A 21,063-nucleotide genomic window follows, 5' to 3' on the forward strand; every position below is an offset into this window, starting at 1 on the left:
ATTGTCCGGGGCTCAGCGCAGCTTGGCGCCGGCCTTGAGCAGGCCGTCGATCAAGATCTGGCCGCCGCCTGTGTCGAGCAGCGGATAGCCGCTGCCGCGGAAGTCGTTGATGGAGAAGCCGCCCTCGACTGCCTCAAGACGCTGCAGGTAATGCCGCGCGCCGCCGAGATCGTTGGAATGGGCATGACTGGAGGCAAGATAGCGCAGCAGACTGTTGAAGTTCGGCCGTGCCCGCAGGGCTTCTTCGCCTGCAACTATGGCTGCGGCATGGTCGCCTGCAAGCGCTGCCGCAATGCATTTGGTCGTATCGAAGTAATATTTATGCGGGCTGTAGACGCCGAGTTCCTGTACCCAACGCGCCATCGCCACCGCCTTGTCGGGCTGGCCTGCATAGCAGTGCAGCATTGCGTAGAGGTCCCAACCGAGCGGCAGGGCCGGATTCAGGCGGATCGATTTTTCGAACAGGTTGGCCGCATAGTCGTATTCGCCGAACAGGAACGAATGGACGTGGCCGACGAGCGCGAGCGACACGGAATTCTGCGGATCGAGTTCCAGCGCCTTGCGAGCATAGGCCTGGGCTTCCTCGATCAGATGCGCGTCCAGCGCGTTGAAACGCTGGCCGACCTGGAAAGTCCGAATGAATGACAGCCAGGCAAAAGTCGATGATCGCGGCTGATACTGGATCTGTGCTTCCAGGCGCCGTTCCGCGTTATCGAGGTCGTCGCGCGACAGCCGAAAGATCGCACTGACGGCGTCGATCAGGAGACCGTCTTGCGACAATCGGCTGTCGGTTGCCTGGAACTCCTGGAAATAGGCCAGCTGATCGACGGCCTGGCTGATCAGCGCAGCGGCGATGCCGAACTCGCCCCGCTCGAACTGCGTGCGGTTGATTGCCTGACTGCCCAGCCAATGAATACGGTTGTTGATCAGATGCTTCATCACCAGCTCGATCAGCACCATGTCACCATCAAACGTCAGGCGAAGCTGTAGGCATATGGGAAGGCTGATCTGCTGTTCGTTCTCTTCAATATGCGGCAAGGTGAAGGAGAGGTCGGTGACGCCAAAGCCCAGCCCATCGATGATGGCTTTTGCAATGAGGTTCTGGAACCGTGTCGCAGCAATTTGTCCGCCCTCTCCGGCACCCACCACGATGGGGGACAGAAGAGCCATCATCCATTGCCAGCCACCGCCGCCCCGCCGCCCATCTGGGCCGCTGCTGGCGCTGTCCACGGGTTTGCCTGTTCTCGACGTATCCGGGGCGCCTGTTAAAGGCAGCAGGGCGGAATGTTTGGCGATATCGCGGCTCGGTTGCTGTCGCGGCTCGAAGACGTCGTGGACTTGTCCTTCATCGAGGCGGCGATACCAGTTTTGCCGTTCCAGCGCCAACCAGTCCTCGAATTCGGGATCGCGGATGTCGATGCCTTCGAGCAATTCGTCGGTGACTTGATCTGGAGACCGCTCCGTCCGAATCATCAGGTCGGTATCGAGCACGAGTCGGTCCGTATCCAGCCAAACGGTATTCTTATCCGCAATCAAGAGATCACGTGCCGGTCCCAGACTCTTATGAATGTCCAAAAGCGCCTGGCGTAGACTGGCTGCCGCCTGGTCGTCGGAGCGATCGCTCCATAACTTGTCCCTAAGCCAGATTCTCGAGCGCGAGCCCCGGGTGGACAATGCAAGCATCGCCAGAAGAGCCTGTGCCTTTTTGGATTTCGGAGCAACCGACCGCCCCCCGGCGTCCACAAGGGCAAAAGGCCCGAGCAGGAACATCCGAAACGGATAGTGCCCCTTGTTCATGCGATCCACCGGCCCCGCCCCCGCTGCCTCCGATACGCTCGTTTGGCGGCCAGAAGACCTAGCATCCAGGGGCCAGTCTGCCACAACTTCGGCTCCTGGCAAGCAACCGGGAAGGGAAACCGGGATTGCGAAATGTAAATCTATGCTATGACGATGATCGAACTGAAGCATAACCGGTTGAAATCCCTCTGCGTAACTTCGCAAACCGGCCGTAGCATCCTTCCGTCAAAGCAGCGTCAAAGAAATGTTGTTTGGGCACCGTAATTCTGCAGGCATCCGCCAAAGGCTGCGGAGTACTTAAAACGACGTGTCGGAGTTGCTCCAGCAGGAGCATCGACCGTCGCTCCGATCATCCAGCGCCGGGATGATGTCCCGGCGCTCTTTTGTTTTCCTGTAGTTAGGCGAGCCCGCCGATGTGGAAGCTCTTCATTTCGAGATATTCCTCGATGCCGCACTGCGCGCCCTCCCGGCCAAGACCGGATTGTTTGACGCCGCCGAAGGGAGCGACCTCGGTCGAGATCGCCCCTGTGTTGAGGCCAACCATCCCGAATTCGAGCGCTTCGGCGACACGCCAAGAGCGTTTCAGGCTCCCGGTGTAGAAATAGGCCGCAAGCCCGAAGGGCGTGGCGTTGGCGATGCGGATCGCCTCTTCCTCGTTGTCGAAACGGAAAAGCGGGGCAACGGGTCCGAACGTCTCTTCGCTGGCGAGCCGCATCTCGGTCGTCGCACCGCCAAGCACCATTGGCACCGCATATTGATTGCCTTCAGGCACGGAATCTGCGGTGGCGAGGATCCTCGCTCCCTTTTCCACCGCATCGTCGACATGACGCTTGATCTTCTCGATCGCCGCCTTGTTGATCATCGGCCCGATATCGGTGCCGGCATCCGTGCCGGCCCCGACCTTCATGGCCGATACGCGCGCGGAAAGTTTGGCGGCAAAGGCCTCATAGACGCCGGACTGGACGAGAAGCCGGTTGGCGCAGACGCAAGTCTGCCCGCCATTGCGGAATTTCGATGCGATCGCGCCTTCCACGGCCAGATCGAGATCGGCATCGTCGAAGACGATGAAGGGCGCGTTGCCGCCGAGTTCGAGGCTGAGCCGCTTGATGCTGTCGGCCGCACCGCGCATCAGCAGCGAGCCGACGCGGGTCGAGCCGGTGAAAGAGATCTTGCGGACGGTTTGGTTCGCCATCAGTTCGTCGCCGATGCCGGCCGGCATGCCGGTGACGATATTGATCACGCCCTTGGGGATGCCGGCGCGCTCCGCCAATACGCCGAGCGCCAGCGCCGAATAAGGGGTGAGGTCCGATGGCTTGACGACGACGGTGCAGCCTGCGGCGAGCGCCGGTCCGACCTTGCGGGTGATCATCGCATTCGGAAAATTCCACGGCGTGATGATCGCCGACACGCCGACGGGCTCCTTCAGAACGACGATCCGCCGATCTGCCGTCGGCGAGGGAATGGTCGTCCCGCCGATGCGGCGCGCCTCCTCGGAAAACCATTTGATGAACGAGGCGCCATAGCGGATTTCGCCGCGCGCTTCCGTCAGTGGCTTGCCCTGCTCTCGGGTGAGGATCAGCGCCAGATCCTCGATATTGTCGAGCATCAGATCATGCCAGGCTTCCAGCAATGCGCCGCGCTCGGCATTGGTCTTTGCGCGCCATGGACCAAAGGCCTTTTCCGCCGCGGCGATCGCCGTCCTCGTATCGGCTCCGTCCATGTCGGGCACCGTGCCCAGCACATGCTGGGTCGCCGGGTCGATCACCTCGATCGTGCGCCCAGCTTCAGCCCCGCGCCATTCTCCGTCGATCAGCCCCTGCTGGCGAAGCAGACTGCTATCTCTTAATCCGTTCATTCTGTTCTCCATTGATCAGCCGAGTGCCGAAAGCACCGATGCCGTGATCGCGTCGGTCTTGTCCTTGCCGGGAATTGCGCCGATGCCGCGCGCCGTTGTTGCTTCGATTGATGCCATCACCCTTGCGGCAGCAGCCTTTTCTCCCAAATGCTCCAGCATCATCGCGCCCGACCAGATGGCGGCGATCGGATTGGCGATGCCGAGATCAGCGATATCGGGCGCCGAGCCGTGGACCGGTTCGAACATCGATGGCGCTGAGCGATCGGGATTGATGTTGGCGGAGGCGGCAAAACCGAGCCCGCCCTGGATGGCGGCGCCGAGGTCGGTCAGGATATCGCCGAACAGGTTGGAGGCGACCACGACGTCGAGACTATCAGGCGCCATGACCATGCGGGCGGCCATGGCGTCGATATGGTAGCTGGTCACCTCGACATCGGGATATTCCGCTGAAAGCCTCTGGGTGATCTCGTCCCAGAAGACCATCGAATATTTCTGGGCATTGGACTTCGTCACCGAGGCAAGCTTGCCGCTGCGCGCACGCGCTTGCTCAAAGCCGAAGCGCAGAATGCGCTCAACCCCCTTGCGGGTGAAAATCGAGGTCTCGACCGCCACCTCATTATCGGTGCCCTGGTGGACGCGGCCACCGGCGCCGGAATATTCGCCCTCGGTATTTTCACGAATGCAGAGGATGTCGAAGCCATCGGACCGCAACGGCCCCTGCACACCCGGCAGCAGCCGGTGCGGGCGGATATTGGCATATTGCACGAAGGCCTTGCGGATCGGCAGCAGCAGCCCATGCAGCGACACCGAATCCGGCACTTTGCGAGGCCAGCCGACGGCGCCGAGCAGGATTGCATCGAAGGATCTGAGCGTTTCGATGCCATCGGCGGGCATCATGCTGCCGTTCTCCAGATAGTAGTCGCAGGACCAGGGATAGCTGGTTGCATCCAGAGAAAATCCGTTCAGGCGAGCTGCCTTTTCGAGCACGGCCCAGGCTGCTGCCGTCACGTCACGGCCGATGCCGTCTCCGGGCAGAAGGGCGATCTTGTAGGTTTTCATCGCAGATCCTCACAGGCTGATGAGCACACTCTTGCTCTTGCGGTTGGCGAGATAGGCGTCGCGGCCGAGATCCTTGCCGATGCCGGACTGCTTGTAGCCGCCGGTCGGCAGGATATGGTCGCGCGAGCGACCATAGCGGTTGACCCAGACGGTGCCGGCCTGCAGGCGGCGCGTCACGCGGATGGCACGCGAGAGATCGCGGGTGAAGAGGCCTGCGGCGAGCCCATAGGCCGGATGGTCGGCGAGGCTCAGTGCCTCTTCCTCGTCCTCGAAGGTCTGAATGGTCAGGACCGGTCCAAAAATTTCCTCAAGAACTGCTGGCGATGTTGCCGTCACGCCCGAAATCAGGGTCGGTGCGTAGAAATAACCTTCGCGGTCGAGGCGGCGGCCACCGGTGAGGCATTCGGCGCCACCGTCGATGGCGGCACGGATGATGCCGTCCATGCGGGCGATCTGTCGTTCGGAGATGACGGGCGAATAATCGGTCGCTTCATCCCAGGTGGGGCCGGGGCGGATGGCCGCTAGCCTCTCGACGAGTGCAGCTGCGAGCGCGTCCGCCACCTTCGCCTCGACGATAAGGCGGGATCCGCAAACGCAGGCCTGACCGGCGTTGGAGAGAATGCTGCCGGCGATTGCGCCTGCCGCAAGATCGAGATCGGCATCGGCGAAGACCAGCTGCGGGCTCTTGCCGCCGAGTTCCAGCGTCATCGGCTTGACGCCGGTGCGGGCGATGTTGGTCATGATCGCCGCGCCGGCTGCGGTCGAGCCGGTGAAACTGACCTTGGAGATGCCGGGATGTCCGGTGATCGCATTTCCGGTGGTCGGGCCGTCGCCGAGCACGATGTTGACGAGACCGGCCGGCAGGCCGGCTCGCACCGAAAGTTCGGCGAGATAGAGTGTGGAAAACGGCGTCATTTCCGATGGCTTCAGCACCACCGCATTGCCCGCCGCCAGCGCCGGGCCGATCTTCCAGCCGGCCATGGACAAGGGAAAATTCCAGGGTGTGATGGCGCCGACGACGCCATAGGGTTCCGTCATGATCATGCCGAAGTTCGCATCGTCGGTCGGGACGAGGTCGCCGCCCTCCTTGTCGGCGAATTCGGCAAAGAAGCGGATCTGTTCGGCGGTGACGGCGATGTCGCCGGCGACAAGATGACCAACGGGACGTGTCGAGGAGAGCGCTTCGAGCCTGGCGAGGGTCTCCGCCTCGGCTTCAATCAGATCCGCCCAACGCTGTAGCGCCACAGTGCGCTCGCGTGGTCGTACGCCACCCCAATTGCTCGTCTTCAAGGCGGTCCTGGCGGTTTCGACGGCGTGGTCGACAAGGGCCTCGTCGGCCAGCGGGCAGCCGGCATAGGCCTTGCCGTCGGATGGACGGTGCATGTCGATGACGGCTTCGGCCGGAACCAGCCGGCCGCCGATGAAATGTCCGACGGGCAGGGAAATCGTGTTCGGATCGAAGCTGAGTGTCATCGCATGTCCTCTGGATGGGCTGAGACAAGCCTAACCGGGGAAGGCGAGCAGCATGCGTCGACCGGCGATGCCGCAGCGGCGAAAAATTGCGTTTTCGCCGCCGCCGCAGTCAAATCTACGGCGTCGGCATCACGACACGGTGACGTAGATCTTGCGCACCGTCTCGATCGTCTTCCAGACGCCAACGAAGCCCGGCTTCATGACGAAGCTGTCGCCGGCCTTGTAGACAACCGGTTCTCCGCCTTCCGGGGTGAGTTCGATCAGGCCGGACAGGATATGGCAGAACTCGAACGTCTCCCCCTTGATCGAGCGCGTCTCGCCGGGTGTCGCTTCCCAGACGCCGCTATGAACCGTCTCACCGCGGGCGACATCCTGCGCCCAGGTCTTGAAGGCAGGATTGCCCGAGATCAGGCGTTCGGGGAGGGGCCCGGACTCGCGCGGCGCGAAGGATGGGTTGGTGTCGATCGTCTTGAGGAGGGACATGATTTTGCTTTCCTAGGTTGAGAACTCAGTAGCCACGGTTGCGATCGACCAGACCGATCGGATCGACGCCCGCCTGATGTCGTTTGATGTTGCCGATGACGGCCGCCGCGGCGGTTTCAGGCTGGGTGACGCTCGCAATGTGCGGCGTCAGCAGGATCTTCGGATGGTTCCAGAAGGCGTGGTCCTGAGGCAGCGGCTCCGGATCGGTGACGTCGACGACGGCGCCGGAGAGATGCTCGGTGTCGAGCGCGTCGACGAGCGCCTGATGATCGAGCTGAGGACCGCGACCGACATGGACGAGTGCGGCAGCGGCCGGCAGTCTGGCGAAAAGCTCGGCATTCAGGAAGCCCCGCGTCTCGTCCGTCAGCGGCAGCAGGCAGACGAGAATGTCGGTGGTTGCAAGCAGAATGTCGAGGCCGTCCCGGCCGCTCAGGCATCGGACGCCGTCGATCTCGCGCGGGTTGCGGCTCCAGCCCGAAAGCGGAAAGCCGAAGGGCTGTAAACGTTCGAGCACGGCGCTGCCAAGCATGCCGAGCCCGAGCACGCCGATGCGGCGTTCCGAGGCCTGCCTAGGAGCGATAGCCTGCCAGGTCCGGCGCCGCTGCTGGTCGAGATAGGCCGGCAGGTCGCGATGCAGCGCAAGTACGGCCAGCGTCACATATTCCTGCATCATCCTGATGATGCCGTCCTCGACCATGCGCACCACCTTCACCGAAGCAGGCACTGCATCGATACGGAGCTGGTCGATGCCGGCGCCGATCGAAAACAGGATTTCGAGATTGCGATAGCGTGCGAGATCCTCCGGCACCGTCCAGGTGATCAGGTAGCGCACGGCGTCCGGTTCGACCGACTTGGGATCCATGGAGAAAGCAATGTCGGGCAGTTCGCGCGCGAAGGCTTCGGCGAATATGGCGCCGCGCTTCGCATCGGAATTGAAGAGAAAGGTCATGGCGTCGGCTCCTTGATCCGATGTCATCAGGTGCAGCGGCGGCCAAGCGCCTCGACCATCGCCTGGCAGGCGAGCAGTTCGCCGGCGAGGATGAATTCGTCCGGCTTGTGGGCGCGGCCGATGTCGCCCGGTCCGCAGATGATCGCATCGATGCCTGCGCGCTGGAAAAGCCCGGCCTCCGTGCCGTAGCTGACGGCGGCGAGCGGCTCGATGCCGGTCAGTTCGCCGAGCAGAGTTGCAAGCGGCGCATCGGCGGCAAGTGAAAGCGCCGGATAGGCGCTGAGTTCGCGCCATTCAACCTGAAAGCCGAACTGCGACAGCGCCTCGGCCGATGTTCGAAGGGGCGCTAGCAACGCGGCGGGATCGACGCCGGAAATAGCCCGCGCCTCGAACTCGGCCTCGCAGCTGTCGGGAATGATGTTGACCGCCTGGCCGCCTTTCAGCGTGCCGACCTGAAGCGAGGAGTAGGGCGGTTCGAAGACAGGCTCATACGGGCCGCGCGTGAGCCGTTCGGCTTCGGCGCGAGCGCAAGCCAGGACGTCGGTAATGGCATGGATTGCGTTCAGTCCCTGGTCCGGGCGCGAGGAATGGCCGGACCGGCCCCTGACCGTCAGCCGGGCGGCGGCCTTGCCCTTGTGGGCGCGGATCGCCCGCATGCCGCTCGGCTCGCCGATGATCGCGCCAAGCGGAGTTGCACAGAGCTCCGGCAGGCGGGCGATCATGTGCGGCACGCCGCGGCAGCCGGCCTCCTCGTCATAGGAAAAGGCAAGGTGGACGGGGCGGCGAAGCGGTGTTTCCGCCAGCGCGGGGACGGCCGCGAGAACCGCGGCCAGGAAGCCCTTCATATCCGTGGCGCCGCGACCGTAGAGGCGGTCCGCCTCGGCGCGCAGGCGAAACGGGTCGCTGGTCCAACCGCCTTCGGCGGCGGGGACCACGTCCATATGGCCTGAGAGGATATAGCCCGGCTCCCCCTTTGAGCCGATTGTGGCGAAGAGGTTCGAGCGATCGCCCTCCGGGCCGGGAAGCTCCGTGACGACGGCGCCGTGGCTTCGCAGGTAGTGCCGGATCCACGCCACGATCTCGCCGTTCGGCGTGCCGACGACGGAGGGGAAACCGACGAGCCTTTCGAGAATTTCAATGGCCTGCATCGGTGACCTCACAAGCATGCCCTGCTTGCCGAGACGGCGGCCATGCCGCCGACGGAAACGACAATTCGGCCCAGCGAGATGTTAGAGGTGTTTGCAACTGGGCTGAGGGAGGTGACATTTCCGGGCTCTCACAGTGAATGGCGACTCCGGCCGCTGGATCTGTCGATGAGTCTAGAGGGAGGCGCAGGCGTTACTTGCCGAAAGCGCATCGGGATTTGGTCGATTGTTGTGTTTGCGCAGGCTTCACCAGTGAATTGTGTCGAACGATCTGTTCTAGTCTGGGCGGAGAAGTTTCCGGGCGCAGACTTGGCCAGAAAAATGCGGCAGGAGGGCGGGAGTGAGTGAACTGATATCCGAATCCAGGTTCGTCGATAGTTTCGAGACGCATATCGCCGGGATCGACAGCGTTGCCCTTGACCAGTTGCACGCACTTTCGATGACCGTCGCCTGGCCGCATCGCGGTGAGGACTGGCAGTTCCTGCGGGAGTTCGGACAGGGCATCGTGGCGATCGATGAAATCGGCCGTATCCTGGGCTCTGCCATGTGGTTTCCCTATGACGCGCAATTTGCCACGGTCGGTATGGTCATCACCTCGCCGCGTCTTCAAACCAACGGCGCCGGTCAATGGTTGATGGGCCATGCGCTGAATCAGGTCGCCGGGCGGAACCTCGGGCTGAATGCGACGCGCGCAGCGCGCCGTCTTTATCGGTCCCTGAATTTTGTTCGGGAGGCGCTCGTCTTTCAATGCCATGGCGAAGCGATATTGCCGCCGGATGTGGCGCCGCCGTCCGGCGCCGTGATACGGGCCGTCGAGGCTGGCGATCTGGAAGCGATCGCCGAATTGGATTGCGTGGCCTTCGGCACGGATCGCAAACTGCTCCTGGCCCGGCTCCTGGCAAATTCCAAGGGCATCGTGTTGAGCCGCGCCGGCCGGATCGAGGCATTCTCGCTTTGCCGGCGGTTCGGGCGTGGCCATGTCATCGGTCCGGTTGTGGCGCGCAGTGACGCAGACGCGATCGCCGTCGTCCGCCCGCATGCGGCCGAGCATGCAGGGGCGTTCCTGCGCCTCGACACACGCGAGCAGGGCGGGACCTTTTCCGATTTCCTCTCCCGCTGCGGTCTTCCTGTCTACGATATCGTGACGACCATGTCGCTCGGTGGCCCTTGGCTTCCGGTTGCCGGACGCGCGATGGCGCCCGAGCCGAAGACCTATGCGCTCGTCAGCCAAGCACTCGGTTGACACAAGCCTACTGACGATCGTTGTCGGGTTTTAGGCGCCGGGACAGATGGGTATGCAGGTCAGAGCCTGCTGACGTTCGAATTCGGGCCGGAACGAGCGGTATTGCCAGAAACCCTCCGGGCTTTCCTTGCGGTATACGGTCTCGAGCCAGAACACTGTGTCATCGGTCGGCAAGACAGGATGCCACGCGTACCATTCCGACCAGATTTTTCCTGCCGGGTCGCTGTCCATGATCGCCACTCGCCTCCTCATCATCGGCGCAACTCGAACATCCGTGCGGCACGGGAGCCGTTGCGGTCCCGGCGTGCCTCGGCAAATGTTCTGTTGTGGAGAATAACAGCGAGAGAATATTCTTCAATGGAGATCATTTTCCCGTATTGCGCGAAGTCTTTCTTGTCGGCGGTCGGTGGATGTTTCAGGTTGTAAGATGTGGCTCTTTGACGAATGATTTCGTCGGTAGATGCAACGCCTCGATTGGGCTTCGACACCGGGCGATGAGCTGCGGTGTTCAATCACCACTGATCTGTTTGCGTGATGGTTGGATGGCTTAGCTAATCGAACGCAGCCCGAGATAGGCCGCCAAACTGACGGCGGAGAGGGCGATCGTCAGCCTGGGTCTCGCATCGTCGAACATCGCCGCCAGCGAAAGGCCGAGCATCAGGATGATGGATTTTGCCCAAAGCTCCTGATCGGAGACGGTGAAAGCGATTGCCGCCAGAAAGACGGCGCTTGCGACGATCGTCACAGGGGCGGATTTCTCAGCGAGATCGCCGCCTGGGAAATACGGCAGGAGAAAACGGCGCATGCTCAAGCCTGAAGCGACGCTCAGAAGAAGACAGGTCAAGACAAGTTGCAACATTAAGGTCGTCGCCGATCGATCTGCAGATGGCCTTGAGGATGCAAACCGCATGCCAGCCTCAAACCCGCAAATCCTCATCCGACAGAGGCAATGCCGCCGCCTGCATGGCTATTTCCTCGGCGTCGCGATCCTTTTTTCGGCAATCGCTTGCCTGTTCGGTCCGCGGATGGCGTTTTTTCGCCCAATGCCGAAATCGGCTTGAGCCTGCGCAATGATTTTTATATAGAGAATTATCTGTCGTCTTAATTCCGGAAATGAGATCCTTTCATTGGACCTTTCATCGATCGAGATATTCCTCGCTGTTGCCAGCGACCGCAGTGTTACCAAGGCTGCCAAGGCCGTAGGGCGGGTGCCGTCGAATGTGACGACGCGCGTCCAGCAATTGGAGGAGGATCTCGGCGTTTCGCTCTTCAGCCGTGACGGCAAGAAGATGACGTTGACACGCGAGGGCGAGACGTTTTTCGCCTATGCCAACCGGCTTATGGCGCTTGCGCTCGAAGCGCGCCAGGCCGTGCGGCCTCTCGCCCCATCGGGGACATTGCGGGTCGGCACCATGGAGAGCACGGCAGCCAGCAGGCTGCCGGCGGCGCTGACACAGTTCAATCAGATGTGGCCTGATGTGTCGCTTCATCTGACGATGGGAGCGTCCCGCGATCTGACCCGCGACGTTCTCTCTGATGCGCTGGATTGTGCGCTGATTGCCCGCCTGCCGAAGACGATGCGCGAGGAAGACTCGAGCTTCGATGCCGAACTCAAGGCGCTCGAGATCGAGCCGGTCTTTGTCGAGGACCTGTTGATCGTGTTGCCGTCCGGGCATCCCTCCATCAAATCCGCCGCCGACCTGCGTGTCGGGTCGCTCGCTGCTTTGGAGCCCGGCTGCACCTATCGCCGGATCGCCGAAAACTGGGCGCGCAAATCGAGCGCCCTGCCGACGAGCGAACTCGGCTCCTACCACGCGATCCTGGCGAGCGTTGCGACCGGCAACACGGCGGGTGTCATGCCGCGATCCGTCCTTGACCTCATGCACTGGCCGACGCCTGTCCAGACCCACCAGCTAGGCCCCGTCGAGACGCTGCTCGTCTATCGCAAGAATGATCGCCCCAGCGCCTTCAACGCATTCCACGAAGTCCTCAGCGCGACAAAAGGCAGAGATGTCAGGCTGGCGACAAACTAGTCCGCACGTCTTCCTCTTTGGTCCGCCAGATAATCCTCGCTTAAAATTGGTCTTGTCATGCAGTATCCCGTTTCCCCGAAGGTGGGACCGAGCCGCTTCCGCCGCTTCCGTTTGTTCTCACCCATATTGGCGGGAGCGACCTTACGAGAGCGATTGATTGCATGTCTCGGCGCTTTGCTGGCCATCGGTCTCACCGGCGTCATCAGCGGCTATATGTTCGGGCAGGGGCCACATCTTCCGCTGATCGTCGCGCCGATGGGCGCGTCCGCGGTGCTGCTTTTTGCGGTGCCGGCAAGCCCGCTTGCACAGCCTTGGTCGATCATCGGCGGCAATACCATTTCCGCCCTGATGGGGATTATTGCTGCCTATTTCATCCGCGATCCGATCATCGCGACCGGCGTCGGCGTTTCGCTTGCCATCGGCGCGATGTCCTTCACGCGCTGCCTTCATCCGCCAGGAGGAGCGGCTGCGCTGACCGCCGTGCTCGGCGGTCCTGTCGTTGCCGGCTGGGGATTCCTTTTTCCCTTCGTGCCCGTCGCTTTGAACTCCTGCATTCTCGTCGGCCTTGGCCTGCTGTTCCACAAGCTATCCAAGCGGAATTATCCGCACGTCGTTCCAAAGCCGGCGGAGAACACCCATCAGACGATCGACCTGCCGTCAGCCGTGCGGGTGGGTTTTCGCGAAGAGGATGTCGATGCGGCCCTTGAGGCGTTCGACGAAACCTTCGATATCGACCGGGCAGACCTTGGCCGGCTGTTGCAGCAGGTCGAGCTGCAAGCGGCCATCCGCTCAAACGGCAAGATCAGCTGTGCCGATATCATGTCGCGCGACGTGATCGCCATTGGCGAAGCTTCGGAACCGGATGCCGCACGGCATCTTCTGCTCAAGCATAATATCCGTACGCTGCCGGTGAAGGACCCGGAGGGTCGCCTAGTCGGCAGCGTCGGCTTGCGGGAGTTGTCGATGAGCACCGAGACCATCGCGCATGCGATCTCGAGGCCGGCGGTGGCCAGACCTTCGGATCCTGCTCTGTCGCTGTTGCCCGTCCTGACGGACGGGCGCACGCATGCCGTCATCATCGTCGACGACGATTACCGCATCCTTGGCCTGATATCTCAGACGGATCTGCTGAGCGCAGTAGCGCGGCTGCTGCCAAAGGAGGACAATGCGATTCCGGCGGTGGCCTGAGCCGTGAGCGTGGAACTTAGCTGGAGAAAAAATCGGTGCTGATTGAGCGCGATTCAAATGGCGATTTTATCCTGGAATCATCGGAGCTGGCGAAACGGTTCGGATTGTCGCTGGCCGATCTTCGCCGCCACATGCGCCATGGTTCCGTCGTCAGTTCCGTGGAAATCGGGACTGCCGAACATGAGGGGACAAAACGCGTGTCGCTTCGGCTCGGCAACAGGCTTTGGCAAGCCGTTCTGAACGATGAAAATGAAGTGCAGCAGGAACAGATGACCGTTCTTCGGGGTAAATCCTCCGGACGGCATCCGCGCTAAATCGACGCCAGCTGTCGGCAGATTGGCCATGCCGGCTGGAAGCCCCTTGTTCAGTGCAGTCCGAGATAGGCTTTGCGGACCTCTTGGTTATCGAGCAGGGCGGCGCTGTCGCCGGAAAGGTGGATGCGGCCGTTGACCATGACATAGGCCCGCTGCGACAGCTTCAGTGCATGGTTGGCGTTCTGCTCGACGAGAAATATCGTTTTGCCCATCGCAGCGATCTCCCGCAAAACTTCGAAAACGCGCTTGACGATCAGCGGCGCCAAGCCGAGCGACGGTTCATCGAACAGGATCAGCTCGGGCCGCGCCATCATGGCGCGGGCGATGGCGAGCATCTGCTGTTCGCCGCCCGACATGGTGCCGGCGGTCTGATTTCGGCGCTCCTTGAGGCGCGGGAAGAGCTCGAACATGGTGTTCCGGTCTTCTTCGAAGCGGGCCATGCCGATTGGCGTCGTGCCCATCATCATATTCTCTTCGACGGACATCTCCTGAAAGATCTGACGACCTTCCGGAACGAGCGCGATGCCGCGCCGGGAAATCCTGCTTGTCGGCATCTGGGAGATATCTTCGCCGCGATGCAGTATCTTGCCGGATGAGGCGCGCGGCGCGCCGAAGATGGAGGAAAGCAGCGTGGTCTTGCCGGCGCCGTTTGCGCCGATCAGGCTGACGATCTCACCGGCTGAGATATGGACGTTTACCGCCTTCAGCGCTTCTACCGGGCCGTAATGGGCGTGAACGCCGGCGAATTCGAGAAGCGGTACCTGCGTGTCGGACGACTGGCTCATGCTGGTACCTCTTCTTCGCTGACCCCGAGATAAGCGGCGACGACGGCCGGGTCGTTGGCGACATACTCAGGCGTGCCGTCGGAGATCACCTCGCCATGATCGAGCACGACGATGTGGTTCGAAATGCGCATGACGAGACCCATGTCGTGCTCGATGACGAGAACCGTCTGCTTGTGATCGGTACAGAGCCGTTGGATGACCTCCGCCAGATCGAGCGTTTCGGAGGGGTTGAGGCCGGCGGCCGGTTCGTCGAGGCATATGAGGCTTGGACCCGTGCACATGGCGCGGGCAATCTCGACGCGGCGCTGCCGGCCGTAGGGCAGTTCGCCGGCAAGACGGTTGGCGTCGTCGGCAAGCTTCATCTGTCCAAGCCAGTGATAGGCGCGGTCGACGGCGTCTGCCTCGGCCTTGCGAAACGCCCCGGTTCGGAAAACGCCGCTGAGAATATTGTTGCGGGTGGCCAGATGCTGGGCGACCAGAAGGTTCTCGATGACCGACATTTCCTTGAACAGGCGGATGTTCTGGAACGTCCTGGCAATCCCGGCGCGCGTCACGAGGTGCGAGCCGCCGGTCATCGGTTTCGTCACCAATTGGCCGATATCCGTCGGACCACCGCGTCCGTTCAGCATGATGCGGCCTTCGCTGGAGCGGTAGAATCCGGTGATGCAGTTGAACATCGTCGTCTTGCCGGCGCCGTTGGGGCCGATCAGGGCGGTGACATCACCGCGTTCGACGGAGAAGCTGACGTCCCGGTTGGCGACGATGCCGCCGAAACGCATGGTGACATTCTGCACTTCGAGGATGGGTTCGTTCATCGCCCCGCCTCCGCCTTGCCCTCAAAGGACAGTTCGGTGCCGATGCCTTCTTTCATCGAGCTCGGAAAGAATGCCGGACGCTTGATGCGGACCAGGCCGCGCGGTTTCCAGATCATCATCACTACCATCAGGATGCCGAAGACCAGAACGCGGTATTCGGCGAACTCACGCAGAAGTTCCGGAAGAATGGTGAGAACGAGAGCTGCCGAGATGACGCCTGCCGTCGATCCGAGGCCACCGAGCACGACGATGGCGAGGATCAGCGCGGATTCGAAGAAGGTGAAGGAGGTCGGGTTCACGAAGCCCTGTTGCGCGGCGAAGAAGACGCCGGCGAGGCCGCCCGTGGAGGCGCCGAGCATGAAGGCCGTGAGCTTTGTGAAGACGTGATTGACGCCGAGCGAACGGCAGGCGATCTCGTCTTCCCGCAGCGCTTCCCACATGCGGCCAAGAGGGATGACGCGCAGCCGCTCCACGGCGTAGATGACGAAGCAGACGATGAGAAACAGCACGAAATAGAGGAACCAGAACCGGTAGTCCGCACTGTAGGGGATGCCCAGATATTCATGAATGGGAACGCCGCCCTGTTTGGCCGTACGGGTGAATTCGAGGCCGAGGAAGGTGGGTGCCGGAACCGGAGCGCCGTTGGGGCCGCCGGTGAATTCCAGCCAGTTGTTCAGCACCAGACGAATGATTTCGCCGAATCCGAGCGTGACGATGGCAAGATAGTCGCCATGCATCTTGAGAACGGGGAAGGCGAGGATCATGCCGAAGAGACCGGCCAGAAAAGGCGCAAGGACCAGAGCGCCCCAGAACCCGATGCCGAGATATTGCGACCCGAGCGCCAGGAGATAGGCTCCGACGGCGTAGAAGGCGACGTAGCCAAGGTCCAGCAGACCCGCAAGCCCGACGACGATGTTGAGCCCCAGGCCGAGCAGGCAATATATCAAGGCGAGGATCGCAATGCCCAGGAAGTATTTGTCGGCAAAGAACGGCAGGCTCAACCCGGCGAAAAACAACAGGGCAAGGACCAGCATCGGCGACCGTTCCTTGCCGGTCATGACGGTCACACCGGCGCCGTTGCCTGCCATGCCCCGGGTGAGCTTTCGGCCGAGGCTGCTCATCTGGAACAGCGAGAGTGCCGATCGGCCTGCCGTGACGACGGCCGCCAACAACACCGCGCGCATCAATTCGTTCGTGAACGAAAATCCGTCGAGCACCAGCCCCGAGATCGGGCCGAACAGGATGAGGGAGACCGTAAAAGTGAGGAGTGCTTGCTTGAAGAGTGCGCGAAGGCGGTTGGATTCCATGGTTCGTGCTCCTCTTCAGACTTTTTGGATTTCCGCCCGGCCAAGCAGGCCATACGGTCGGAAAAACAGGAGAGTGATGAGCAATGCGAAGGCGAAGACGTCCTTGTAGTCGGTGCTGACATAGCCGGCGAACAGAGCCTCGGTCAGGCCGAGGACGATGCCGCCGAGTACGGCGCCGGGCAGCGAGCCGATCCCGCCGAGAACCGCGGCCGTGAAGGCCTTGATGCCCATGACAAAGCCGATGAAAAAGTTGAAGGAGCCGTAGTTGAAGGTAACGAGCGTGCCGCCGACGGCGGCAGTGGCCGCGCCCATGACGAACACCGCCGAAATGATCCGGTCGGTATTGACCCCGAGTATCGCGGAGATCCGGATATTCTGCTGGGTGGCGCGGCATTCGCGGCCGATCCTGGTGTAGTTGATCACATAGGTCAGCACGCCCATGGCGATCAGCGACGCGAACAGGATCACCGTCTGCATATAGGTGATCTGCGCGAAGTGGACATCGCCACCGATGCGAAATGCCCCCTGGATGAGGGTCGGCACACCCTGGTCGCGCGCGCCTTGGGCGATCTGGACGTAGCTCTGCAGCATCAGCGAGATGCCGATCGCCGATATCAGCGGAGCCAGCTTGGTCGAGCCGCGAAGCGGCCGATAGGCGACGCGCTCGATCACCCAGCCATAGACGGCTGTGATCGCGCAGCTGATCACCAGCACGGATATCAAGGCGAAGGGAACCGACTGAACGCCGAAATAGCCAAGGACGGCAAGCGTGATGGCGGCGATATAGGCCGATACCATATAGACGTCGCCATGGGCGAAGTTGATCATCCGGATGACGCCGTAGACCATGGTGTATCCGACCGCGATCAGGCCGTAGATCGTCCCCAGCGTGATGCCATTGAACAATTGTTGAAGCAGGATGTAAAAGTCCATGGTGAACCCCTCTTATGGTTTTCGGGGATGGATAAGCCGGCCGAACCTAAAGCGCGTCGCGATCTTTCAGAGTCTCTGGTCGCGCTTTAGGTCTTTATTTTTCCGCATGTCGTTACCGCAAAACCGCTGCACAGTTTTGCGCGACAAGCTTTAGGTCCGGCCGGCTCGGGCAAAATGCCTTACTTCACCAAGACAGGGGTTCCCTTGTCGTCGAAGTTGTAGAAGACGAACTTGAAGTCCTTGATGTCGCCCTTGGCGTCCCAGGTGATTTTGCCGATGGCGGAATCGACGGTGTTGTTGCGGAGGTAGTCGGCCTGGGCCTTCAGCTCGTCGCCGGCCTTGAGCGCGGCAATGACGGCCTGTGCATTGGCATAGCCATAGAGCACGTAGTTGGCCGGCGTGATGTTGGCTTTCTTCAGCGAATCCTGGACGCCCTGCGTGGAGGGATCCGCCAGCGGGTCCGGTGTTGCCGAATAATAGACGTTCTTGAGGTTCTGCGCACCGCCGGCGGCCGCGACGAGTTCCGTCTGGGCGAAGGCGTCACCGCTGACGACGACCACGTCGACACCCTGCTCCTTCAACTGGCGGATCAGCGGACCGCCTTCGGGAATGAGGCCGCCGAAGTAGACGGCGTTGGCGCCGGAGCTCTTGATCTTGGTGACGAGCGCGTTGAAGTCGCGTTCGCCGCGGGTCAGGCCCTCGTACATCACAGGCTTGATTCCGCGCGCTTCGATCGTCTTCTTGACGGCGTCCACCAGGCCTTGGCCATAGGTGTCCTTGTCGTGAATGAGCGCGATCTTGTCCCGCTTCAGCGTATCCAGAATGAAGCTGCCGGCAACGACGGCCTGCTGGTCGTCACGGCCGCAGCCACGGAACAGATTGTCGAAACCGCGATCGGTGACGGTCGGATTGGTCGAGGACGGCGTCATTTCGAGGATGCCGGCATCATTGTAGATTTCGGAAGCGGGAATCGTGTTGGACGAGCAGAAATGCCCGATCACGGCCTGGACCTTGTCCTGGTCGACGAAACGATTGGCGACGGAAACGGCTTGCTTCGGTTCGCAGGCGTCGTCCCCCTTCACCAGTTCAATCTTCTTGCCATTGATGCCGCCCGACGCATTGACGTCGGTGACGTAGGCGGACACGCCGCTGAACACCTGCTCGCCGAAGGTCGCATTGGCGCCGGTATAGGGGCCGGCGACGCCGATCTTGATCGTGTCGGCCGCCAATGCGTTGGAAAACAGCAGGACGGAGGCGACGGCGGTGGCGCTAAGAAGTGTCGAGATGGATTTCATGTGTTTTTCCCTCTGGTTGAAGCCATTCGATTTTTAGTCGTTCTCGACGCGGTTCAAGTCCGCGTTCATGCTTCGTCGTTCGGCGAAGCTATTATTTTTGCTGTGTAATTCGTTCTCGTTGAAAACGCCGAGAAGGGCGAGTTTCGAGACTTTCGGGCCTTTTCTTAATTGACACTTATATGATAAGTGACATATACGAAGACCGTCAAGCGGAAATGTTGCAGTGTCGTTTGCAACAGTGAAGAATGGCGGGATGCATGGCCGCGCAGCGCGGTCTCGAAGGTTAAGAAAGCGGGGAACAAGACGGTGAGCAGCACGCCACGAAACTGCCGGGTGGGCGTCGATATCGGCGGCACCTTTACGGATATCGCTCTCGACCTCGATGGGGCGCTTCACTCGACGAAGATCCTGACGGACTATACGGCGCCGGAGCGGGCGATCCTCAAGGGTGTGAAGACCGTTGCCGACATGGCGGGCATCGCTCTTTCAGAGATCGGCATCCTCATCCATGGCACGACGCTTGCCACCAACGCACTCATCGAGCGGCGCGGCGCCAAGACCGCCTTCGTGACGACGGAAGGTTTTCGCGATGTGCTCGAGATGCGCACTGAGAACCGTTTCGAACAATATGATCTCAATATTTCCCTGCCGCCGGCTCTCATCGCGCGCGCCGACCGCTTCGTCGTGCGTGAGCGTATCGATGCGACGGGCAAGGTTCTGCTTGATCTCGACGAGGCTTCGGTCGCAGCCGTCGTCGAGAAGGTCGCGGCAGGCGGCTATGAAAGTGTCGCGATCGGTTTCATCCATGCCTATGCCAATGGCGCCCACGAGATCGCCGTCCGCGACGCGATCCTGAAGCGCCTTCCTGGCCTCTCCGTTTCGATCTCGTCGGAGGTTTCTCCGCAGATGCGCGAATTCGAGCGCTTCAACACGGTCTGCGCCAATGCCTATGTCAAGCCGGCGATCAAATCCTATCTCGACCGTCTCGTCGTGTCGCTGAAGGAGATCGGCGTCGGCTGCCCGGTCTTCATGATCCATTCCGGCGGCGGGATCGTCTCGGTCGAGAGCGCCTCCGAGTTTCCGGTCCGCCTGGTCGAATCCGGTCCGGCGGGCGGCGCGATCTTCGCGGCCGACATCGCCCGTCAATATGGTCTCGACACGGTTCTTTCCTTCGACATGGGCGGCACCACCGCCAAGATCTGCCTGATCGAAAACCAGGTGCCGAAGACGGCCAAGACTTTCGAGGTCGCGCGCACCTATCGATTCCGCAAGGGATCAGGCATGCCGATTTCCATCCCTGTTGTCGAGATGGTCGAAATTGGCGCCGGCGGCGGGTCGATCGCTTCGGTCGACGCAATGCGTCAGATCCGCGTCGGGCCGCATTCGGCGGCCTCGGAGCCCGGCCCGGCCTGTTATCAGCGCGGCGGCAAGAACCCCACCGTGACCGATGCGGACCTGATCCTCGGCAAGCTCGATCCTGCCAATTTCGCCGGTGGCGCAATCCCGCTTTCCGTCGAGGCGAGCCACCAGGCGATGAGCGACGATATCGGCTCGGTCATCGGTCTCGATCCGGAAGCTTCCGCTTACGGCGCCTGCGAAATGGTTGACGAGAACATGGCCAATGCCGGCCGCGTTCACACCGTCGAGAACGGCAAGAACATTTCCGATTTCACCATGATCACCTTCGGCGGCGCAGGGCCGCTGCATGCCGCACGCCTCTGCGAAAAGATGGGTATCTCGACCTTCCTCGTTCCGCCAGGCGCCGGCGTCGGTTCGGCGATCGGTTTCCTCAAGGCGCCCTTCGGCTACGAATCCGTCCGCAGCGCCGTCTTCAACCTGTCGAATTTCGAATATGCGGAGGCCAACCGCCTCCTGGAAGCGATGAAGGCCGAAGCGCTTGGCTTCGTCGAAGGCGGGCTCGACGCCGGCTCCCCGGTGATCGAGCGCACGCTGTTCATGCGCTATGCCGGGCAGGGCTGGGATATCCCGGTCCCGCTTGCCGACGACAATTTCGACCCTGCGAGCGCCGAGACGATCGCAGCCTTGTTCGAAAGGGAATATGAGCGCTTCTTCGGCCGCGCCATCGAGGGTCTCGATATCGAGATCGTCAGCTGGTCGGTCAAGGCGAGTTCGCCGCTGCCGCCGGTCGAACGCATCCCCTCCGTCGCCGAAGGCAATGTCGTGCCGCCGGGCAAGACCCGCCGTCTGTTCGAGGCTTCCCAAGGCGCCTATCTCGAAGCCGGCATTCACGAGCGCACCGCCCTGAAGCCTGGCGACGTGATCAAGGGCCCGGCCGTCATCGTCGAGCGTGAGACCTCAACCGTTCTCACTTCCTCCTTCAAGGCCATCGTTCAGCACGACGGCTGCCTTCTCGCAACCCGGATCTGAG

Annotated in this window: 21 protein-coding genes; 6 read left to right on the forward strand and 15 right to left on the reverse strand. The window is 61.7% G+C overall.

Features of this window, described 5'->3' with window-relative positions; genetic code table 11:
- Positions 1 to 12: 12 nt before the first annotated feature.
- The 7 genes from HX898_RS30765 to argE all read right to left on the reverse strand — a co-directional run bounded on the left by HX898_RS30765 (position 13) and on the right by argE (position 8,764).
- Positions 13 to 1,968: an SARP family transcriptional regulator gene (locus HX898_RS30765; RefSeq protein WP_180196637.1), complete on the reverse strand. Its 1,956-nt coding sequence runs from the start codon at positions 1,966 to 1,968 to the stop codon at positions 13 to 15.
- Between the two features lie 226 nt (positions 1,969 to 2,194).
- On the reverse strand, positions 2,195 to 3,652 hold the full coding sequence (locus HX898_RS30770; RefSeq protein ID WP_180196638.1) for an NAD-dependent succinate-semialdehyde dehydrogenase: 1,458 nt from the start codon (positions 3,650 to 3,652) through the stop codon (positions 2,195 to 2,197).
- A 15-nt stretch (positions 3,653 to 3,667) separates the two neighbouring features.
- Positions 3,668 to 4,711, reverse strand: coding sequence for a tartrate dehydrogenase (locus HX898_RS30775; protein ID WP_180196639.1), 1,044 nt, complete (start codon positions 4,709 to 4,711; stop codon positions 3,668 to 3,670).
- A 9-nt stretch (positions 4,712 to 4,720) separates the two neighbouring features.
- Positions 4,721 to 6,184, reverse strand: a complete 1,464-nt coding sequence (locus HX898_RS30780) for an aldehyde dehydrogenase family protein (protein ID WP_180196640.1) — start codon at positions 6,182 to 6,184, stop codon at positions 4,721 to 4,723.
- A 129-nt stretch (positions 6,185 to 6,313) separates the two neighbouring features.
- The gene (locus HX898_RS30785) at positions 6,314 to 6,667 is read right to left on the reverse strand and encodes a cupin domain-containing protein (RefSeq protein ID WP_018245974.1); all 354 of its coding nucleotides are present in this window, start codon (positions 6,665 to 6,667) and stop codon (positions 6,314 to 6,316) included.
- Positions 6,668 to 6,692: 25 nt separating this feature from the next.
- Positions 6,693 to 7,616 carry a glyoxylate/hydroxypyruvate reductase A gene (locus HX898_RS30790; protein ID WP_180196641.1) on the reverse strand — a complete coding sequence of 308 codons (924 nt, stop codon included), beginning with the start codon at positions 7,614 to 7,616 and terminating at the stop codon, positions 6,693 to 6,695.
- A gap of 26 nt (positions 7,617 to 7,642) precedes the next feature.
- Positions 7,643 to 8,764, reverse strand: coding sequence for an acetylornithine deacetylase (argE, locus tag HX898_RS30795; RefSeq protein ID WP_138332562.1), 1,122 nt, complete (start codon positions 8,762 to 8,764; stop codon positions 7,643 to 7,645).
- A 337-nt stretch (positions 8,765 to 9,101) separates the two neighbouring features.
- Here argE and HX898_RS30800 point away from each other — a divergent pair, with 337 nt between their 5' ends.
- Positions 9,102 to 10,004, forward strand: a complete 903-nt coding sequence (locus HX898_RS30800; RefSeq protein ID WP_171600525.1) for a GNAT family N-acetyltransferase — start codon at positions 9,102 to 9,104, stop codon at positions 10,002 to 10,004.
- A gap of 30 nt (positions 10,005 to 10,034) precedes the next feature.
- Here the strand turns inward: HX898_RS30800 and HX898_RS30805 are convergent, their stop codons facing one another.
- Genes HX898_RS30805 through HX898_RS30815 form a run of 3 tightly spaced genes read right to left on the reverse strand, consistent with a single transcriptional unit; the run spans position 10,035 to position 10,863 of the window.
- Entirely contained in the window at positions 10,035 to 10,259 is a 225-nt protein-coding gene (locus HX898_RS30805; RefSeq protein ID WP_138332566.1) for a hypothetical protein, read from the reverse strand.
- On the reverse strand, positions 10,256 to 10,516 hold the full coding sequence (locus HX898_RS30810) for a hypothetical protein (RefSeq protein WP_180196642.1): 261 nt from the start codon (positions 10,514 to 10,516) through the stop codon (positions 10,256 to 10,258). The genes HX898_RS30805 and HX898_RS30810 overlap by 4 nt, the downstream gene beginning before the upstream one ends.
- 35 nt (positions 10,517 to 10,551) lie before the next feature.
- Positions 10,552 to 10,863: a hypothetical protein gene (locus HX898_RS30815; RefSeq protein WP_138332568.1), complete on the reverse strand. Its 312-nt coding sequence runs from the start codon at positions 10,861 to 10,863 to the stop codon at positions 10,552 to 10,554.
- Between HX898_RS30815 and HX898_RS30820 the strand changes: the two genes are divergently transcribed.
- From HX898_RS30820 to HX898_RS30835, 4 genes are all read left to right on the forward strand, one after another.
- Positions 10,808 to 11,065, forward strand: coding sequence for a hypothetical protein (locus tag HX898_RS30820; protein WP_180196587.1), 258 nt, complete (start codon positions 10,808 to 10,810; stop codon positions 11,063 to 11,065). The genes HX898_RS30815 and HX898_RS30820 overlap by 56 nt on opposite strands.
- 66 nt (positions 11,066 to 11,131) lie before the next feature.
- Positions 11,132 to 12,037, forward strand: coding sequence for a LysR substrate-binding domain-containing protein (locus HX898_RS30825; protein ID WP_180196643.1), 906 nt, complete (start codon positions 11,132 to 11,134; stop codon positions 12,035 to 12,037).
- Between the two features lie 57 nt (positions 12,038 to 12,094).
- Positions 12,095 to 13,225: an HPP family protein gene (locus HX898_RS30830; protein WP_180196644.1), complete on the forward strand. Its 1,131-nt coding sequence runs from the start codon at positions 12,095 to 12,097 to the stop codon at positions 13,223 to 13,225.
- Positions 13,226 to 13,260: 35 nt separating this feature from the next.
- On the forward strand, positions 13,261 to 13,539 hold the full coding sequence (locus HX898_RS30835) for a DUF6522 family protein (protein WP_018445068.1): 279 nt from the start codon (positions 13,261 to 13,263) through the stop codon (positions 13,537 to 13,539).
- Positions 13,540 to 13,589: 50 nt separating this feature from the next.
- Here the strand turns inward: HX898_RS30835 and HX898_RS30840 are convergent, their stop codons facing one another.
- The 5 genes from HX898_RS30840 to HX898_RS30860 all read right to left on the reverse strand — a co-directional run bounded on the left by HX898_RS30840 (position 13,590) and on the right by HX898_RS30860 (position 18,674).
- The gene (locus tag HX898_RS30840; RefSeq protein ID WP_138388700.1) at positions 13,590 to 14,324 is read right to left on the reverse strand and encodes an ABC transporter ATP-binding protein; all 735 of its coding nucleotides are present in this window, start codon (positions 14,322 to 14,324) and stop codon (positions 13,590 to 13,592) included.
- A complete protein-coding gene (locus HX898_RS30845; RefSeq protein ID WP_180196645.1) occupies positions 14,321 to 15,139 on the reverse strand; it encodes an ABC transporter ATP-binding protein in 819 nt (272 codons plus the stop codon). Before HX898_RS30845 ends, HX898_RS30840 begins: the two co-directional genes overlap by 4 nt.
- The gene (gene livM, locus HX898_RS30850; protein ID WP_180196646.1) at positions 15,136 to 16,446 is read right to left on the reverse strand and encodes a high-affinity branched-chain amino acid ABC transporter permease LivM; all 1,311 of its coding nucleotides are present in this window, start codon (positions 16,444 to 16,446) and stop codon (positions 15,136 to 15,138) included. The genes HX898_RS30845 and livM overlap by 4 nt, the downstream gene beginning before the upstream one ends.
- Positions 16,447 to 16,461: 15 nt before the next feature.
- Positions 16,462 to 17,379, reverse strand: a complete 918-nt coding sequence (locus HX898_RS30855) for a branched-chain amino acid ABC transporter permease LivH (protein ID WP_180196647.1) — start codon at positions 17,377 to 17,379, stop codon at positions 16,462 to 16,464.
- Between the two features lie 179 nt (positions 17,380 to 17,558).
- Positions 17,559 to 18,674 carry an ABC transporter substrate-binding protein gene (locus HX898_RS30860; RefSeq protein ID WP_180196648.1) on the reverse strand — a complete coding sequence of 372 codons (1,116 nt, stop codon included), beginning with the start codon at positions 18,672 to 18,674 and terminating at the stop codon, positions 17,559 to 17,561.
- A gap of 306 nt (positions 18,675 to 18,980) precedes the next feature.
- Between HX898_RS30860 and HX898_RS30865 the strand changes: the two genes are divergently transcribed.
- On the forward strand, positions 18,981 to 21,062 hold the full coding sequence (locus HX898_RS30865; protein ID WP_180196649.1) for a hydantoinase/oxoprolinase family protein: 2,082 nt from the start codon (positions 18,981 to 18,983) through the stop codon (positions 21,060 to 21,062).
- The last annotated feature ends 1 nt before the right edge of the window (position 21,063 follow it).

The organism is Rhizobium sp. WYCCWR 11128 (genome assembly GCF_013416305.1).
Lineage (GTDB): Bacteria > Pseudomonadota > Alphaproteobacteria > Rhizobiales > Rhizobiaceae > Rhizobium > Rhizobium indicum.

Excerpts from the sequence above, each read along its gene's own strand:
- HX898_RS30765 (WP_180196637.1), bottom strand. The coding sequence starts at position 1,968 with ATGCTTCAGTTCGATCATCGTCATAGCATAGATTTACATTTCGCAATC.
- HX898_RS30770 (WP_180196638.1), bottom strand. The coding sequence starts at position 3,652 with ATGAACGGATTAAGAGATAGCAGTCTGCTTCGCCAGCAGGGGCTGATC.
- HX898_RS30775 (WP_180196639.1), bottom strand. The coding sequence starts at position 4,711 with ATGAAAACCTACAAGATCGCCCTTCTGCCCGGAGACGGCATCGGCCGT.
- HX898_RS30780 (WP_180196640.1), bottom strand. The coding sequence starts at position 6,184 with ATGACACTCAGCTTCGATCCGAACACGATTTCCCTGCCCGTCGGACAT.
- HX898_RS30785 (WP_018245974.1), bottom strand. The coding sequence starts at position 6,667 with ATGTCCCTCCTCAAGACGATCGACACCAACCCATCCTTCGCGCCGCGC.
- HX898_RS30790 (WP_180196641.1), bottom strand. The coding sequence starts at position 7,616 with ATGACCTTTCTCTTCAATTCCGATGCGAAGCGCGGCGCCATATTCGCC.
- argE (WP_138332562.1), bottom strand. The coding sequence starts at position 8,764 with ATGCAGGCCATTGAAATTCTCGAAAGGCTCGTCGGTTTCCCCTCCGTC.
- HX898_RS30805 (WP_138332566.1), bottom strand. The coding sequence starts at position 10,259 with ATGATGAGGAGGCGAGTGGCGATCATGGACAGCGACCCGGCAGGAAAA.
- HX898_RS30820 (WP_180196587.1), top strand. The coding sequence starts at position 10,808 with ATGCTCAAGCCTGAAGCGACGCTCAGAAGAAGACAGGTCAAGACAAGT.
- HX898_RS30815 (WP_138332568.1), bottom strand. The coding sequence starts at position 10,863 with ATGTTGCAACTTGTCTTGACCTGTCTTCTTCTGAGCGTCGCTTCAGGC.
- HX898_RS30830 (WP_180196644.1), top strand. The coding sequence starts at position 12,095 with ATGCAGTATCCCGTTTCCCCGAAGGTGGGACCGAGCCGCTTCCGCCGC.
- HX898_RS30840 (WP_138388700.1), bottom strand. The coding sequence starts at position 14,324 with ATGAGCCAGTCGTCCGACACGCAGGTACCGCTTCTCGAATTCGCCGGC.
- HX898_RS30845 (WP_180196645.1), bottom strand. The coding sequence starts at position 15,139 with ATGAACGAACCCATCCTCGAAGTGCAGAATGTCACCATGCGTTTCGGC.
- livM (WP_180196646.1), bottom strand. The coding sequence starts at position 16,446 with ATGGAATCCAACCGCCTTCGCGCACTCTTCAAGCAAGCACTCCTCACT.
- HX898_RS30855 (WP_180196647.1), bottom strand. The coding sequence starts at position 17,379 with ATGGACTTTTACATCCTGCTTCAACAATTGTTCAATGGCATCACGCTG.
- HX898_RS30860 (WP_180196648.1), bottom strand. The coding sequence starts at position 18,674 with ATGAAATCCATCTCGACACTTCTTAGCGCCACCGCCGTCGCCTCCGTC.